1 protein-coding gene is annotated in these 476 nt (G+C 37.4%); it reads right to left on the bottom strand.

The genetic code is table 11. The annotated features are described in order from the left end of the window. Positions 1 to 476: hypothetical protein (locus Q0891_RS17225; protein ID WP_299103579.1), on the bottom strand; the 476-nt coding region annotated here is incomplete at both ends.

The following is a 476-nucleotide window of genomic DNA, read 5'->3' as shown; positions in this document are numbered from 1 at the left end:
GTGTAAGCACATCCATTATCATCTGATAAATCTAATACTACTGGACTGTCTGATGCTGTGTAAGTCACACCATTCTCTGACCATGTGTAATCCGAACCTTCACATACCGTAACTTCTGTTACTGTATTTTCTGGTGCTTCATATTCGTAGATATTTAATGTCGCAGTATAAGGACAACCGTTATCATCTGTTAACTCTAATACCACTGGACTGTCTGCCGCAGTATAAGAAACATTATTAAATGACCATATTCTAGATTCTCCTGCACATACCGTAAACGCATTTACAATATCTTCTGTTTCTTCGTATTCGTTAATTACTAACGTTGCTGTGTACGAACAACCATTATTATCATTAATAGTCAACATTACCGGACTATCTGCTGCTGTATACGTTTCGCCATTCTGTGACCATGTATAATCTGAACCTGCACATACTGAAACTTCTTCGTAAATATCTGAAGTCGCATTGCTTTC

This window comes from uncultured Winogradskyella sp., assembly GCF_947498005.1.
Classification (GTDB): domain Bacteria; phylum Bacteroidota; class Bacteroidia; order Flavobacteriales; family Flavobacteriaceae; genus Winogradskyella.
The sequence above is the reverse complement of the archived record's forward strand: the minus strand, read 5'-3'. Positions and strand labels throughout refer to the sequence as shown.